Source organism: Nocardioides immobilis, from assembly GCF_003515065.1.
GTDB lineage: Bacteria > Actinomycetota > Actinomycetes > Propionibacteriales > Nocardioidaceae > Nocardioides > Nocardioides immobilis.
On sequence record NZ_QXGH01000013.1, the window covers coordinates 65,679 to 80,668 of the forward strand.

Annotated in this window: 13 protein-coding genes and 1 pseudogene; 9 read left to right on the plus strand and 5 right to left on the minus strand. The window is 71.7% G+C overall.

The genetic code is table 11. The annotated features are described in order from the left end of the window. Nucleotides 1-16: 16 nt before the first annotated feature. From D0Z08_RS09140 to D0Z08_RS09155, 5 genes and pseudogenes are all read left to right on the plus strand, one after another. Entirely contained in the window at nucleotides 17-868 is an 852-nt protein-coding gene (locus tag D0Z08_RS09140; RefSeq protein ID WP_118924869.1) for a MaoC/PaaZ C-terminal domain-containing protein, read from the plus strand. Nucleotides 869-881: 13 nt separating this feature from the next. Continuing rightward, a complete protein-coding gene (locus D0Z08_RS09145; protein ID WP_118924871.1) occupies nucleotides 882-1,763 on the plus strand; it encodes an SDR family oxidoreductase in 882 nt (293 codons plus the stop codon). 8 nt (nucleotides 1,764-1,771) lie between these two features. Next, nucleotides 1,772-3,118: pseudogene (locus D0Z08_RS32920) on the plus strand (acyl-CoA dehydrogenase family protein); the annotation flags it as partial. Nucleotides 3,119-3,191: 73 nt separating this feature from the next. After that, on the plus strand, nucleotides 3,192-4,007 hold the full coding sequence (locus D0Z08_RS32925) for an acyl-CoA dehydrogenase family protein (protein WP_245993813.1): 816 nt from the start codon (nucleotides 3,192-3,194) through the stop codon (nucleotides 4,005-4,007). A 76-nt stretch (nucleotides 4,008-4,083) separates the two neighbouring features. Next, nucleotides 4,084-4,791 (plus strand): TetR/AcrR family transcriptional regulator, encoded by a 708-nt coding sequence (locus D0Z08_RS09155; protein ID WP_118924873.1) that lies wholly within the window; start codon nucleotides 4,084-4,086, stop codon nucleotides 4,789-4,791. On the opposite strand, the gene D0Z08_RS09160 is transcribed toward D0Z08_RS09155, so the two are convergent. From D0Z08_RS09160 to D0Z08_RS09170, 3 genes are all read right to left on the minus strand, one after another. After that, on the minus strand, nucleotides 4,788-5,594 hold the full coding sequence (locus D0Z08_RS09160) for an HNH endonuclease signature motif containing protein (protein WP_118924875.1): 807 nt from the start codon (nucleotides 5,592-5,594) through the stop codon (nucleotides 4,788-4,790). The two genes, D0Z08_RS09155 and D0Z08_RS09160, sit on opposite strands and share 4 nt — an antisense overlap. Nucleotides 5,595-5,607: 13 nt before the next feature. Next, nucleotides 5,608-6,348 carry a hypothetical protein gene (locus D0Z08_RS09165; protein ID WP_118924877.1) on the minus strand — a complete coding sequence of 247 codons (741 nt, stop codon included), beginning with the start codon at nucleotides 6,346-6,348 and terminating at the stop codon, nucleotides 5,608-5,610. 195 nt (nucleotides 6,349-6,543) lie between these two features. Beyond that, nucleotides 6,544-6,921 (minus strand): hypothetical protein, encoded by a 378-nt coding sequence (locus tag D0Z08_RS09170; RefSeq protein ID WP_118924878.1) that lies wholly within the window; start codon nucleotides 6,919-6,921, stop codon nucleotides 6,544-6,546. Nucleotides 6,922-7,083: 162 nt separating this feature from the next. Between D0Z08_RS09170 and D0Z08_RS09175 the strand changes: the two genes are divergently transcribed. The 3 genes from D0Z08_RS09175 to D0Z08_RS09185 all read left to right on the plus strand — a co-directional run bounded on the left by D0Z08_RS09175 (nucleotide 7,084) and on the right by D0Z08_RS09185 (nucleotide 10,572). After that, nucleotides 7,084-7,983: an AAA family ATPase gene (locus D0Z08_RS09175; RefSeq protein WP_245993815.1), complete on the plus strand. Its 900-nt coding sequence runs from the start codon at nucleotides 7,084-7,086 to the stop codon at nucleotides 7,981-7,983. Continuing rightward, nucleotides 7,980-9,392, plus strand: a complete 1,413-nt coding sequence (locus tag D0Z08_RS09180; RefSeq protein WP_118924882.1) for a vWA domain-containing protein — start codon at nucleotides 7,980-7,982, stop codon at nucleotides 9,390-9,392. The genes D0Z08_RS09175 and D0Z08_RS09180 overlap by 4 nt, the downstream gene beginning before the upstream one ends. Nucleotides 9,393-9,576: 184 nt before the next feature. Then, entirely contained in the window at nucleotides 9,577-10,572 is a 996-nt protein-coding gene (locus tag D0Z08_RS09185; protein ID WP_118924884.1) for a helix-turn-helix domain-containing protein, read from the plus strand. Here D0Z08_RS09185 and D0Z08_RS09190 read toward each other — a convergent pair. After that, the gene (locus tag D0Z08_RS09190) at nucleotides 10,569-11,756 is read right to left on the minus strand and encodes a pyridoxal phosphate-dependent aminotransferase (protein ID WP_118924886.1); all 1,188 of its coding nucleotides are present in this window, start codon (nucleotides 11,754-11,756) and stop codon (nucleotides 10,569-10,571) included. The genes D0Z08_RS09185 and D0Z08_RS09190 overlap by 4 nt on opposite strands. 4 nt (nucleotides 11,757-11,760) lie before the next feature. After that, nucleotides 11,761-13,248 carry an FAD-binding protein gene (locus tag D0Z08_RS09195; RefSeq protein WP_118924888.1) on the minus strand — a complete coding sequence of 496 codons (1,488 nt, stop codon included), beginning with the start codon at nucleotides 13,246-13,248 and terminating at the stop codon, nucleotides 11,761-11,763. A gap of 109 nt (nucleotides 13,249-13,357) precedes the next feature. Here D0Z08_RS09195 and D0Z08_RS09200 point away from each other — a divergent pair, with 109 nt between their 5' ends. After that, entirely contained in the window at nucleotides 13,358-14,872 is a 1,515-nt protein-coding gene (locus tag D0Z08_RS09200; protein WP_118924890.1) for a potassium/proton antiporter, read from the plus strand. Nucleotides 14,873-14,990: the final 118 nt, after the last annotated feature.

Sequence of the window (14,990 nt, forward strand, 5' to 3'; positions counted from 1 at the left end):
CGGAGGAGACACCGCCATGACCCTCACCCCGGTGGAGTTCGACGCCGCGCCGCTCGGCGCCTGGACCGACGAGGAGCGCTTCGACGTCACCGCCGAGCGGATCGCCGAGTACGCCGCAGCGACCAACGACCCGATCGAGCGGCACCTCAGTGGTGCCGTCGCGCCCCCGGTCTTCGCGGTCGTGCCGGTGTTCTTCTCGATGGCCCCGGCTGCCCTGTCCGTCGCCCCCGTGGAGCTGCTGATGAAGCTGGTCCACGGGGAGCAGGACTTCCACTTCCACCGGCCGATCGTGCCCGGCGACCAGCTGGTGGTCCGGGCCAGGCCGATCGGCTTCGCCAGTCTCCGCACCGGCTCGACGGTCACCATCCATGCCGAGACCCGGAGCGCGGACGGAGAGCCGGTCAACGACCAGTACCTCACCGCGTTCTTCCGCGGCGTGACGGCCGGCGCCACCGTCGGCGACCAGGCGCCCGGCCACCAGTACGACGCGGCGCTGCGCGCCGAGGCGCCGGTCGCGAAGGTGACCCAGCACGTCGACGCCGACCAGACCTTCCGCTACTCGCCGGCGTCGGGCGACCCGATGCCGATCCACCTCGACGACGAGATCGCGCGGATGGCCGGACTGCCGGGCATCATCAACCACGGCCTCTGCACGATGGCCTTCACCTCCTGGGCGGCGCTCACCGAGCTCGCCGACGGCGAGGTCGAGCGGCTGCGCCGGTTCGCGGTCCGGTTCGCCAAGCCGGTCCTGCCCGACCAGGACATCGCCACCACGTTCTGGGCCGACGGGGCGTCGACGTACCACTTCGAGACCACCGTCGGCGACGACGCCGTCATCCGCGACGGCCTCGCCGTCATCATCGACTGAAGGAGCACGACCCATGGGAAGCCTGGACGGACGCCTGCAGGGACGAACGGCGATCATCACCGGTGCCGGTCGCGGCATCGGGCGGGAGCACGCCCTCCTCTTCGCCCGCGAGGGCGCCAAGGTCGTCGTCAACGACCTCGGCGGCGCCAACGACGGCACCGGCTCCGACGCCGGCCCCGCGCAGGAGGTCGTCGACGAGATCGTCGCCGCCGGCGGTGAGGCCGTCGCCAACACCGACAACGTCGCGAGCTGGGACGGCGCCGGTCGCCTCGTCCAGCAGGCAGTCGACACCTTTGGCGGGCTCGACGTGCTCGTCAACAACGCCGGCATCCTCCGCGACGCGTTCCTCCCGAACATGGAGGAGAGCCAGTGGGACGCGGTGATCGCGGTCCACCTCAAGGGTCACGCCGCGCCGCTTCACCACGCGGCGGCGTACTGGAAGGCGCAGACCAAGGCCGGCGCCACCGTCGACGCAGCGGTGATCAACACGGCTTCGGCGTCGGGCACGTTCATGCCGAACGCCGGCCAGGCCAACTACGGCGCGGCCAAGGCCGGCATCGCCGCGCTGACGCTGGTCGCCGCCGACGAGCTGGAGCGGTACGGCGTCCGTGTCAACGCGATCGCGCCGATCGCCCGCACCCGCCTCACGCTGGCGACCCCCGGCATGGGGGCGCTCTTCGCGGCCGAGGTGCCGGAGGGCGAGTTCGACGCGTTCGCCCCGGCCAACATCTCGCCGCTGGTCGCCTACCTCGCCGGCGCCGACTGCAAGCTGACCGGCAAGGTCTACGCCGTCCAGGGCGGTGGGATCTCCGAGCTGGCCGGCTGGCACGACGTCAGCACCATCGAGACCGACGGGCCGTGGACCGTCGACATCCTCCGCGACCGGCTCGGCTGAGGCGCGCGATGACCCGGACGCCGTACGACCTCGGCATCGGCCTGACCGACGAGCACACCGCGCTCGCGGACGCGGTCCGCTCGTTCGCGGAGAGCGCCATCACGACCGACCTGGTCCGCAAGGACATCGACGCCCGCAGCGCCGACAGGCGCCCCGCGTTCTGGCCGGCGCTCGTCGAGCAGGACCTGCTCGGCCTCCACGTGCCCGAGCAGTACGGCGGCGCCGGGGGCGGTCTGCTGACCCTCGCCGTCGCGCTCGAGGCGCTGGGCCGGACGGCCGCGCCGGGCCCGTTCGTCCCGACCGTGCTCGCCGCGGCGTTCCTGTCCGCCGCGGACTGCAAGGCCGCCATCGACCTGCTGCCCGGTCTCCAGGCCGGCACCCTGACGGCCGCTGTCGCCCTGACGCTGCCCGCGGACCCGGCCGACGCAGCTGCGAGCCAGGAGGTGACCGGCACCTACGACGCCGTCCTCGGTGCCGAGCACGCCGACGTCGTCCTGCTGCCCGTGCTGCTCGACGGCGAGGTCCGCTGGGTGGCCGTCGACGCCGCGGACCTGGCGATCAAGGCGCAGGACAGCATCGACGTCGTTCGGGGCTCCGCTCGCGTGGTGGCCGACGGAGTCACCCTGTCCGCCGACCGGGTGCTGGGCACGCTCGACGCGACCCGGGCCCGGTCCATCGCGACCGTCGTGCTCGGCGCCGAGGCGGTCGGCGTCATCTCGTGGTGCGTGAGCACCGCGGCCGAGTACGCCAAGACCCGCGTCCAGTTCGGCCGTCCGATCGGCCAGTTCCAGGGCGTGAAGCACAAGTGCGCGCGGATGGCGATCGCGCTGGAGCAGGCGCGGGCGGTGATCTGGGACGCCGCGAGCGCGCTCGACAAGAGCGATGCGACGGCCGACTTCGCAGCCGACGTCGCCGCGCTCGTCGTACCCGAGGCGGCCGTCGAGGTCGCCCAGGACTGCATCCAGGTCCACGGCGGCATCGGGTTCACCTGGGAGCACGACGCGCACCTCTACTACCGGCGGGCGCTCTCGCTGCGCGCCCTCTTCGGCTCGCGCGAGGAGCGGTCGGCACGGGTCGCCGACCAGGCCATGACCGGCGTGGGCCGGGCGCTCGAGCTGGAGCTGCCCGACGAGGCCGAGGCGATCCGGGAGTCGGTCCGGGCCGAGCTCGCCGGGCTGCAGGGCCTCGACGAGGAGGAGCTGATGACCCGGCTCGGCGACGGGGGCTGGGTGCAGCCGCACCTGCCCACGCCGTACGGGCGCGGCGCCGGTCCGCTCGAGCAGATCGTGATCTCCCAGGAGCTGGCCGCCGCCGGCATCACGCTCCCGCAGCTGCTGATGGGTGGCTGGGCGGTGCAGGCGCTCGTCGGCTACGGCACCGAGCAGCAGAAGCAGGACCTGGTCGTCCCCCACGCTGCGCGGGCAGGTCGTGTGGTGCCAGCTGTTCAGCGAGCCGGGCGCCGGCTCGGACCTCGCGTCGATCTCGACCAAGGCGGTCAGGGTCGAGGGCGGGTGGCGGGTCACCGGCCAGAAGGTGTGGACGACGGTCGCCCAGTTCTCCGACTGGGCGATGCTGATCGCACGCACCGACACCGAGAAGCCGAAGCACGAGGGCATCACCTACTTCGTCCTGGACATGAAGTCCCCGGGCGTGGCGGTGCGGCCGCTGCGGGAGATGACCGGGTCCGCGCTCTTCAACGAGGTCTTCCTCGACGACGTGTTCATCCCCGACGAGCTGGTCGTCGGCGAGGTCGACGGGGGCTGGAAGGTCGCCCGGGCGACGCTCGCCGGCGAGCGGGTCGCGCTGAGCCAGAAGATGGACGCCTACGCCAGCGACAAGGACCTGCTCCGGTTCGCGAGGAGCCGCGAGCTGACACCGGTCGGCCGCCACGAGCTCGGCGTGCTGGTCGCCGAGAGCCAGGCCATCGACCTGATCAGCGCCCGGATCGTGCTCAAGCAGCTGTCCGGCGCCGACGTCAGCACCACCTCCAGCGTCGGCAAGCTGCTGGGCATGGGGATGGGCCAGAAGATCGCCGAGTACGTCGTCGCCCAGCTCGGCGCCGCGGGTGTCGTCAGCATCCCCGGGCAGCCCTCGGACCACGCGATGGAGCAGCTGATCGCCGGGCGCGCGACGACGATCTACGGCGGCACCACCGAGGTCCAGCTCAACGTGATCGGCGAGCGGATGCTCGGTCTTCCCCGGGACGCTGTCACGGGGCTGCGCGCGGCGGGGGCGGCCGAATAACGGCTCGGACACCCGGGATGCCCGCGGCGCGCCGCGGTGAGAGTGCTGCGGGTCATGCCGGACTAGAGTTCTGGGCATGCCGCACGTCCCTCGCGTCCCCGGCCTCGACGGCCGGCAGCTGCGCTGGGCCGACCACAACGAGGAGCGGCGGCTGCACGTCCTCGAGGCGGCCATCGCGCTGATCGAGGAGCAGCCGCTCGGCAGTGAGCTGCGGGTCCAGCAGATCGCCGAGCGCGCCGGCTTGGTGCGCACCGTCGTCTACCGCCTGTTCAGCAACCGCGCCGACCTGAACCGCGCGGTCCAGGTGCACATCGTCGGCATGATCCGCGAGCGGCTCGACTCGACGATGGTGCTGTCCGGCAGCATCGAGCAGATCGTCCACGGCGTGGTCGGCGGCTACGTCGAATGGGTCGCCGAGCATCCCCACCTCCACGAGATGGCCCAGCGGGCCCTCGGTGACGGCGAGCCCGGCGAGCTCGACCGCGTGACCGACCAGCTGGGCTCGGACATCTCGGCGCTCTTCCAGGCCGGCGCCACGCTGCTCGGCGAGGAGCTGGACGAGGACCAGCTGAACACCCTCGACCTGCTCGTGGTCGGCCTGATCGGGCAGGTCCGGGGAAGCGTCAACCAGTGGGTACGACGCCCCGAGCGCACCCTCACCCCGCGCGCCCTGACCGCGATGCTCAGCCGCTGGATCTGGTACCAGATCGACGGCCAGGCGCGGGAGATCGGTGTCGAGCTCGACCCCACGGTCCCCGTCGACAGCTTCTCTGGATCGTCCTAGCTCTCGAAGGAAGCGGGATTGCCCGCCGTCGTGGGTTGCGGCACTTGGTCGCGCGCCAGGGCGGGCGCGGCGAGGCCTGGGGTGCTCGCTGGGTGGCGGCCGGGGCATGCCGATATCCCCGCCGGTGGAACCAGGTGGCGGGGGTGCGGGGCTCGGTGGCTACTCGTCGGGTGGGTCGGCCGGGTCGGTCGGCGGCTGGGACGGCTGGGTGGTGCCGGGTCGGGTGTGAGGTCGTAGGTGCCGGTGGGGTCGACCAGGTACAGGCCGCTGGGCAGGGTCCACAGGTAGGTGCCGGGTGAGAGGGTCCGGCAGGTCGCGAGTCCTGAGGTCTTGTACCGGTGGTGGCCTCGGCACTTCGGGTTCAGGTTGCATCGACAGGTTGGTCCGCCCTGGGTGTGGGGGACGTTGTGGTCGAGGTCGCAGCGTTCGGCTGGCCTGGTGCAGTAGGGGTAGGTGCAGTGGTGGTCGGCCAGGGTGACTTGGCGGCGGATCCGGTCGGGGATCTCGTAGGAGTCGACCGGCTGGTGGCCGTTGAGGTCGATCACCGGCCGCACCAGCACGCTGGTGCCCGGCGTGCCCATCCACTCCTTGACCTGCTCCGGGCTGATCGGGGTGCGGGTGTTGGCGAACCGCCCGACCGCGCCGTCGGCCGTGTGGCCGCCGGTGTCGTTGAGGTGGACGATCAGCTCGACCCTGCGGCCGGGCACGGTGCGGGTGATCTCCCCGGTCTCGGGGTCGACGATCTGGAGGTCGAGGGCGAGGTCGTGGCGGGCGATCTCCCCGAGCGCGGTCGCGCGGCGCACATCGAGGGAGTCCTCACAGCCGAGCTGGCCGAGCAGCTTCGCGCGGCGGGCGACCGCGGCTTCGAGGTCGAGGGCGTCGGCGATGTCGAGGGTGGCGGTGACCTCCGCGGTGCCGTCGAACCCAGCGTGGTCGAGGTCGATGTCGACGTGCCGGGTCTCCTGAGCGTCGCGCCGCTTCTCCTCGGCCGCTTGCGGGGTCGAACCTGACCAGGGCCTCCTCGACCAGCCGGTCGATCTGCGCCCAGGAGACCCCGTGGGCGATGGGTGCGAGCTGCCGGTCCACGTACCCCGCGGCTTGTTCGGGGAGGGTGCGGGTGGTGTCGGCGATCCGCAGTGCCTTCCACACCGGAACCCGGCCCTCCAGCACCCGGTCCCAGGTCTTGGGGAGCCGGTAGGCCAGCTCCACGACCTGACCCACGTAGGAGCGGCCGGAGTCCAGCGACCGGCCCAACAGGGCGGAGAGCTCCATCACCGCGAAGTCGGAGATCAACGGCGCGCCGGGGCCGGCGACCGGAAGCCCGGTGTCCAGACCCCGCTCGGTGATCGTGCACGTATCCGCCCCGTCGGCGACGACGTGCTCGCCCGCCCACTCAGCGATCCGACGAACCTCGCTGATCTGGCAGTCGATCAGGACTGCGCGGTTGTCCCGGATGCCGGCCAACAGCTCCCGGGATCGCGAGACCGGGACACCCGGGTCGGCCTCGTCCGCCACCGGGGCGGAGAGGTCGAAGAGGGGTGCGGTCCCGAGATCCATACTGAACATTCAACACCGGAGCACCGACACTTCAAAATGAAACACAGCGGCCTGTGGACAAGCTCCCCACCATCCAGCCAGGTGGGCGAAGGGTTGGCTCGCTGCCTTGGGTTCGAGGCTCGGCGCTGGCGCGCCTCGCACCTCAACCAGAGGGCCGCGCCTTGGCAAGCTCGGCGGACGTCAGCTCGGCGGGCGTCAGTTCTTGCCGGCGGTGGCCGCGCCAGGCCCGAGGCACACGGCGACGAGCTGGCCGGGGCGCTCGTTGTTGAACACGGCCCAGCCGTGGTCGAACGAGACGACGCGGGTCTGACCGGCCTCGTCGCGGATGACTGCGGTGGTGGGGATCACGTCCGGGTCGAAGCCGGTGGTGGAGCAGTTGTTGTGCTCGAGCAGCCGGCTGGTGGCCTCGTCCTCGACCGAGAGTCCGATCTGCGCGGCGGGAGGTTGCGGCGCGGTGAGCATGCTGACCGTGCCGAGTCCGACCAGCAGGGTGAGGGCAGCGGCGGTGAGCGCCGCACGGAGTGATGTGACAACCGTGCGGAGCCAGTGAACACGTGTGGCGGACAACGCCATCCCCCTTCCTCAGGGGAGCACCTACAGATTCAGCGTCGGGACCGGTCACGGCCCGTACCGCGACCTGTGATCCTTCGACGCCCCCTCAACGACCAGAACCGCGTCGGGTCACGAGGCGACCCGTGTGACCTGCGCGCGGAAAACCCAGGCAGGATGGGAGTCATGACCTGGTTCGACTCCCCGGCGCAGGCCGCCGACCGGCTGACCAAGGCGGGCTATCTCGCCGACGCAGCGACCGCTACGACCGCGTTCCTGGCCGGCGCGCTGGAGAAGCCGCTGCTCCTGGAGGGCCCGGCGGGTGTCGGCAAGACCGAGCTGGCCAAGGCGGTCGCCCGCGCCACGGGCGCGGGGCTGGTGCGGCTGCAGTGCTACGAGGGGCTCGACGAGGCGCGGGCGCTCTACGAGTGGAACTACAAGAAGCAGCTGCTCCGGATCCAGGCGCAGACCGGGGCGTCCGACGGTGTCGACTGGGACCAGACCCACGACGACATCTTCACCGAGGAGTTCCTCCTCACCCGGCCGCTGCTGACCGCCATCCGGCGCGACGAGCCCACCGTGCTGCTCATCGACGAGGTCGACAAGACCGACATCGAGGTCGAGGGGCTGCTGCTCGAGGTGCTGTCGGACTTCCAGGTCACCATCCCCGAGCTCGGGACGGTGGCGGCGACGCGCCGGCCGTACGTCGTCCTCACCTCGAACGCCAGCCGAGAGCTCTCGGAGGCGGTCAAGCGGCGCTGTCTCTACCTCCACCTCGACTATCCCGACGCCCAGCGTGAGCGCGAGATCCTGCAGGCGCAGGTGCCCGATCTCGACGACAAGATCGCCGAGCAGCTGGTCGCGACGGTCGGCCGGCTGCGCGAGCTGGAGCTCAAGAAGGCGCCCTCGATCGCGGAGTCCGTCGACTGGGCCCGGACGCTGATCGCGCTCGAGATCCGCGACCTCGACGAGAAGGCGATCGCCGAGACCCTCGGCGCCGTCCTCAAGCACAACTCGGACCAGGCCCGCGCCATCAAGGAGCTCCGGCTGGTCTCGACGACCTCGACCACCGGGCGTCGGAAATGACCTCGGGCCTGCTCGACCGGCACCTCTCCTTCATCGAGGCGCTCCGCGGCGCCGGCCTGTCGGTCTCCCTCGCGGAGGACCTCGACTCGGTCGCCGCGCTCGGTGCCGTCGGCTGGGGGGAGCGGGAGCACGTCCGCGACGTGCTCGCCGCGACGCTGGTCAAGAAGCAGGCCCAGCGCACGACCTTCGACGCGCTCTTCGACGTCTACTTCCCCGCGCTCGTCGGCGACGGTGTCCGGGCAGGCTCGACCGCCGAAGGGGGCGACGAAGCGGCGGAGAGCGCGGACGCGCCGGGTGTCCGCGACAACGCGGCGGCCCTCCAGGCGTTCCGTGACCAGCTCGCCGAAGCGCTCGAGAGCAACGACCAGCAGCGCCTGCGCCAGCTCGCGGCGCAGATGGTCGGCACCTTCGGGGCCATGCCCGGGCGCGGACCCGGCCTGTCGTCGTGGTCGGCCTACACCGCGCTGCAGCGGGTCGCGCCGCAGGAGCTGATCGACCGGATCGTGGCCGGTCTGCTCGGCGAGGCCGGCGACGAAGCCCGCGAGACTGAGGTACGACGCCTCGCCAACCGCCGGGTCGGTGCCTTCACGACCATGGTCGAGGACGACGCCCGCCGCCGGATCGCGGAGGAGAAGGGACCCGACCACGTCGCCGACGTCGCGATCCGCCCGAGCATCGACAAGCTCGCGTTCACCGCGGCGCGTCGTACCGACCTGGACGAGATGCGCCGCCAGATCTTCCCGCTCGCCCGCCGGCTCGCCACCCGGCTGACCAAGGAGCACCACGCCCACCGCCGAGGCGCACTCGACTTCCGCCGTACCGTCCGGGCCTCGATCGCGACCGGCGGCGTGCCGCTGACCACCCACCACCGCCCCAAGCGGCCGCACCGCACCGACCTGGTCGTGCTCTGCGACGTCAGCGGCTCGGTGGCCAACTTCGCCCAGTTCACGCTGCTCTTCGTGTTCGCGCTGCGCGAGGTCTTCCAGAGCATGCGCGCGTTCACGTTCATCGACCACGTGCACGAGGTGACCGAGCACCTGCAGCCCGGCTCCGACCCCGTGGAGGTGCTCGAGAAGCTCGCTGCCGCCAGCAGCCACGCCGCGCTCTGGGGACGCACCAACTACGGGCGGGCGTTCGCGAAGTTCGAGGAGCAGCACCTCGACGCGCTCGGGCCGAAGACCACCCTGCTGATCCTCGGCGACGCCCGCAGCAACTACAGCGACCTCGAGGACGCCACCCTGCGCCGGCTGGCCGGGGCGGTACGACGGTCGTACTGGCTCAATCCCGAGCCCGAGAGCAGCTGGGGTGCCGGCGACTCCGCCGCGCGCACCTATCGCGAGATCGTGTCGATGGTGGAGTGCCGCAACCTGACCCAGCTCCAGGAGTTCGTGCACGACCTGGCCCTGTGACGCCGGCCGGCCCACACCTGGATTTCCGGCGTCTGGTAAAGAATTGTTCGAATACCGGTCTGGCGGCCCGAGGGTCGCCTTAGCCTGAAGTGGTCGTCGTTGCTCGGACAGCCCGAGCAAGACCCCCGACGAGTCGATCCGTGCAGAATCGTCCGCGCTGATCCTGCACGAGGAGGTTCGAGGGATGCACAACTCGTTCGTGCGCGGCGAGAGTCCGTCCGCTTCGGACGGCCGACCGGCAGCCCTGGCCGATGTCGCCTGGCTCGACAAGCTGCGCAGCGCCGTCGAAGGTGATCCGGACCCCAACCACCGGGCCGCGCACGCCGCCACCCTTGCGCTGATCGACCGCAGCGATCGCGCGGCCGAGGGCAGCTATGCCGAGGGTTGGCCGCGCTTCCTGGAGGCAGCCGGCCGACTGATCGGTCAGGACGGGTGGGGGATCCCCGTCGGTGTCCTGGCCAACATGATCGGGGTCGTGCACTTCGCCGAGCACACGGACTTCATCATCGCGAGTCGGCTGTCCAAGCGCTACGGCCATCGCAAGGTCGCCTCGGTTCAGAACACCGTCTACGAGCTCCTCGGCACGGGACCGGAGCAGCCCGTCGCCACCCGCTGGGTGACGACGCTCGCGAGATCCGAGCGGGTCATCGAGAGCCTGGTGGGTGCCGGGATGGACCGGGCCGCGGCCGGCGAAGTGGCGGAGCAGTGCTACCAGGCCTGTTTCTGGCTGGTCATGGCCGGCGTCGATCCGGCAGCGCCCGGTCCCATCCTCACCACCGTCGAGGACGCCGTGCGCACGTGGGACCACGGCGGGCTCGCGGCATGGCGCGGCCAGGTCGCGATCATCGCGTCGAACCCCTGGGCGCCCTACGGAGCTCAGCTCAGGGAGCTGGCGGTCGCCGCCGACCGGCCGGCGGTGGTCCACGCCATCGACGAGGCGGTGAAGGTCTACCGGACCCGGTTCGAGCGCCGCGAGCGGGAGCTGGTCGCCCGCGAGATCCGCCGGCTGGTGGCGGTCAGCGGACTCAGCCAGCGCGAGTTCGCGGCGATGGCCGGGACGTCGGCGTCGCGGCTCTCGACGTACGTCAACGGGCTGGTCACACCCTCGGCGACGATGATGGTGCGGATCCGAAGAGTCTCCGAGTTCGTGCAGAAGCGGAGCGCGGACGGGGTCGTCTAACGCCCGAGGGTGCCGTCGAGCCGGTCCAGGGCCGTCTCGATGTCGGCCGCCGTCCCGGCGAAGCTGAACCGCAGGTAGCGGCCGCCGTCCACGGTGTCGAAGTCGATGCCGCTCGCCACCGCGACGCCGGTGCGGGCCAGCAGCTGGCGCGCGAACGTCATCGAGTCGTCGGTCAGGTGGCCGACGTCGGCGTAGGCGTAGAACGCGCCGTCCGCCGGCGCGAGCCGGTCGACGCCGAGCCGCTGGAGACCGGCGAGCAGCAGCTCCCGGTTGTCGGCGTAGCGCCGGACGTGACCGTCCAGCTCGTCGTACGACGCGGTGTCGAACGCGGCCAGTGCCGCTCGCTGCGCGAGGACCGGCGGGCAGATGCTGAAGTTGCCGGTGAGGACGTCGACCGCGCGCAGCAGCCGCGCCGGCGCGAGCATCCAGCCGAGCCGCCAGCCCGTCATCGAGAAGTACTTCGAGAACGAGCCGAACACGACGGCCTCGCGGCTGGTCTCCCAGGCACAGCGCGCCAGCCTCGGGTCGGCGTACTCGATGCCGTGGTAGATCTCGTCGGAGACCAGCTGCACGCCCGACGACTCGCACCAGCGGGCGATCGCCGCCAGCTCGTCGGGCAGCAGCATGGTGCCGGTCGGGTTCGCCGGGCTCGCGACGACCAGGCCGGCGAACGGCGCGGCGGCATGGAGCTCCGCGAGCTGGTCGACGGTCGGCTGGAACCGGGTGTCCGGGCCGGTCTCGATCTCGACCACCTCGCAGCCGAGGGCGGCCAGCACGTTGCGGTAGCAGGGGTAGCCCGGCCGCGCGATCGCCACCCGGTCCCCGGCGTCGAAGGCGGCCAGGAACGCGAGCAGGAAGCCGCCGCTCGAGCCGGTCGTCACCACCACGTCGTCCGCGGACACGTCGACGCCGTAGCGGCGGCGGTGGTGGTCGGCGATGGCGGCGCGCAGCTCGACGATCCCCGTCGCGGGCGTGTAGCCGAGCGGGTCGCCCGAGCCGAGCAGCCGCACCGCCTCGGCGTTCACCGGCCCGGGGGCACCGGTGCTCGGCTGGCCGGCCAGCAGGTTGACCAGGTCGCCGTGGGTGCGCTGCCGCTCCGCCGAGAGGGCGAGCAGGTCCATCACGTGGAAGGGCGGCACGTTCGCGCGCTGTGCGGCGGCCAGGCGGGAGGTCACGTGCCCCATCCTGTCAGCGGACCGTGTCGGCCACCCTCGCTGCCCGTGCGGCGTGTACGCCGGCGCGACGGCCGAAGAACGAGCCCTCGCCGAGCTGGGTGCCGGAGCAGTAGCCGGCACCGTCCTGGGCGATGTTGGAGGCGCACGCGCCGGCCGCATAGAGGCCGGGGACGACCGACCCGTCGCCCCGGCGCACCTCGCCGTCGACCGTCGTCGCCATCCCGCCCAGCGTGAAGCCGGCGTAGATCGCGGTGCCGAGAGTGAGATCGTAGACGCCCCACGGGCCGTTGGTCTGCGGGGCCAGCCAGTCGGGGTGCTTGTGGAAGTCGGGGTCCTCCCCGCGGGCCGCGTGCTCGTTGTAGCGCGCCATCGTCGCGACCAGCGACCCGGTGGGCAGCTCGAGCGCGGCCTCCATCTCCTCGACCGTCTCGTAGCCGTCCTTGAGCGGGACCAGCGGCATCCGCTGCTCCTCCATGTGGTCGCTGTCCGCGATCAGGTACGCCGTCGCGTCCGGCTGGCGCAGCACGAAGTACGACGTCCGCGCGTGGTAGCTGTCCTCGGCGACGAACCGCTCCCCGAGCTTGTTGACGATCAGGCCCTTCACCAGGGACGACGGCGGGTAGAACGGCGCGGTGATGAACGGCTCGTCCATGTTCTCCAGGGCCGCGCCGACCGACTGGCCGAGCCGGATCCCGAGTCCGTCGTCGTAGGTCCCGCCGAGCGCGAAGAGCTTGCGGGTCAGCGCGGGCGTGTAGGCCTCGAGCATGTCGCGGTTCATCACGTAGCCACCGGCCGCGATGACCACGGCCGCTGCGAGCACGACCCCGCTCTCGTCGTACCGCTTCCAGGCGACGCCGGCGACCGCGCCGTCGTCGGTGACCACGAGGTTCGTCGCGCCGGTCTCGTAGCGGACCTCGACGCCGGCGTCCTCGACCTTCGTGCGGAGCAGGTCCATCACGATCTTGGTGCCCTCGGTGTCACCCGGCACCGGGACCTTGTGGCCGCGCGGCGCCGGCGGGATCTCGTCCCGGAACGGCCAGACCTTCTCGTTGCCGGTGAACATCAGCCCCTCGGTGCCGGGCTGGATCACGGCCTTCCCGGGGAAGTAGGACCGCTCGAACTGGAAGCCCAGCGACTCGAGCCAGTCGAAGTGCTCGACCGAGGCCTCGCAGTAGGCGCGGATCTTCTCCTCGTCGGGGTCCTTGGTGCTGGCGACCAGGTAGCGCACCATCGCGTCGACCGAGTCCTCCTGGCCGGTCGCCTGCTGCACCGCCGTCCCGCCACCGAGGTAGAAGTGGCCGCCCGACATCGACGAGGTGCCGCCGTGCACGGCCGCCTTCTCCAGGAGCAGCACCCGGGCGCCGGCGCGCGCGGCCTCGAGGGCGGCGCAACCGCCGGCGATGCCGAAGCCGACCACGACCACGTCGTAGCTCTCGGCGTCGGAGGGGACGTCGCGCGCGGCGATCGTGGCAGGGACCGCCAGGCCAGCAGGCTCACTCATGGGTCAAATGTAGAACACGTTCCAGTTTGAGGCGACCCGTGCGCCGCCTCGCGGACGGATGCAGACCGATAGACTGCGGACCCGCGCCCCGACGACTAGCCGAGGTGACATGAACGTCGACCAGCTCGACACCTTCCTGCTGGTGGGCTCCGCCGTCACCCTGCTGGCGGTCCTCGCGGTGCGCGTCTCGTCCCGCGCGGGCCTGCCGAGCCTCCTCATCTACCTGCTGATGGGGGTCCTGCTCGGCGAGCAGTTCATCGGCATCCCGTTCGAGGACGCCGAGCTTGCGCACGCCCTCGGCTTCGGTGCGCTCGCGATCATCCTGGCCGAAGGTGGTCTCACCACGAACTGGCGCGAGACCCGAGGGTCGGTTCGGTTCGGCATGGCACTCGCGACGGTCGGCGTGACGGTCTCGGTCGCAGTGGTCGCGCTCGGCGCGCACTACCTGCTCGGCATGCCGTGGGAGCTCGCCGTACTGCTGGGTGCGGTGACGTCGCCGACCGACGCCGCCGCCGTGTTCTCGGTGATCCGGGTGGTGCCGCTGCCGCGTCGGATCACCGGCGCCCTCGAGGCGGAGTCCGGGTTCAACGACGCGCCCACGGTCGTCCTGGTCACCTTGATCTCCAGCGGCGCCGCGGCCGAGCACGGCCCGTTCGCCCTCGCCGGGATCATCGTCTTCGAGCTCGTCGCCGGTGTCCTGATCGGCCTGGGTGCCGGCTTCGGCGGCGCGTGGATCATGCGCCGGGTCGCGCTGCCGGCGTCCGGCCTGTACCCGATCGCCGTGCTCTGCCTGGCGATGCTCGGGTACGGCGCCGCCGCCGCCGTGCACGCGAGCGGCTTCGCCGCGGTGTACGTCGCCGCCCTGGTGCTCGGCAACGCCGCGCTACCGCACCGGTCGGTCACCCGGTCCTTCTCGGAGGGCCTCGCCTGGCTCGCCCAGATCGGCCTGTTCATCATGCTCGGCCTGCTGCTCTCGCCGGGCCGGATCTCGTGGGAGACGATCGGGATGGCGCTCGGCGCCGGCGCCGTACTGACGCTGCTGGCGCGGCCGCTGTCGGTGCTGGTGAGCTCGCTCGCGCAGCGGATGACGTGGGGCGAGCTCTCGTTCATCTCGTGGGCAGGGCTGCGCGGTGCGGTGCCGATCGTGCTCGCGACGATCCCGCTCGCGGCGGAGGTCGACCAGGCCACCCTGCTCTTCGACATCGTCTTCGTGCTGGTCGTCCTCGACACCCTGCTGACCGGGCCGACCCTGCCGTGGGCAGCCAAGACGCTGCGGGTCGCCCGCCGGTCGGAGCCGCGCGACATCGAGCTCGAGGCGGCGCCGCTCGACCGGGTCGCGGCCGACATGCTGCAGGTCGCGATCAGCCCGCGCTCCCGGCTGCACGGGGTCGAGATCGGCGAGCTCCGGCTGCCGCCGGGCGCGTCGGTCGCGCTGATCGTCCGCGACGAGCAGACCCTCGTGCCCGAGCGCAGGACGGTGCTGCGCCACGGCGACAACCTGCTCGTGGTGACCCCGCGCAAGCTGCGGGACGCGACCGAGGAGCGGCTGCGACAGGTGAGCGCCGGGGGCCGGCTGGCCCAGTGGCTCGGCACCGATGCGGAGGGCGGCGACCGGACCCGATGAGCTCGGTCCGGGGGCGCGCCGAACAGAAGTTTGTCAGCCGCCGCGCGGCGTGAGATTGTGAGATCCGACCGGCATTGACACGCCGTTGTAAATTTCGGTCGAACCTGTCGTCTGGGCT